This window comes from Corallococcus interemptor, assembly GCF_003668875.1.
Lineage (GTDB): Bacteria > Myxococcota > Myxococcia > Myxococcales > Myxococcaceae > Corallococcus > Corallococcus interemptor.
Window position 1 is genome coordinate 1 of sequence record NZ_RAWM01000425.1, and the last position, 399, is coordinate 399.

Here is a 399-nt window from a genome sequence, read left to right on the forward strand (position 1 = left end):
GAGATACACTCCCTTGCAATCTTAGCAGCAATCAAAGGAGAGCGAACCAGTTACGGAATGATCCTTTTATGAACTCCCTTTTGCTGATGCTCTTAAACCAGGGGATTCAAAAGCAGAGTCGGGAGCAGATACAGGATCAGATAGATGTGTTTCCGGATGTAGTTTCTCTTTTGATAGCTATCCGTAGTTTGCTGCTTTCGAGCTGCCCCTTTTTGTTGAACGACAGGTTCAAATGCAACTACGGGGGAAAGGCTGGGTTAACTGCTATTGATTCCTTTGCCCCTACTGAAGAAGCTCCCGCGTACGCTGGATTATCTACTGGTCTAGGGTCAAATGCAACCCTTTCATCGATTTATCAATGAGAGATTGATAAGGGGTGGTCGCCCGACACTGGATCTC

At 46.4% G+C, this 399-nt stretch carries 1 protein-coding gene; it reads left to right on the plus strand.

What is annotated here, in order from left to right; all coding sequences use genetic code 11:
* On the plus strand, window positions 1-362 hold a 362-nt coding region (locus D7X96_RS41960), incomplete at its 5' end, for a hypothetical protein (RefSeq protein WP_208647472.1).
* Window positions 363-399: the final 37 nt, after the last annotated feature.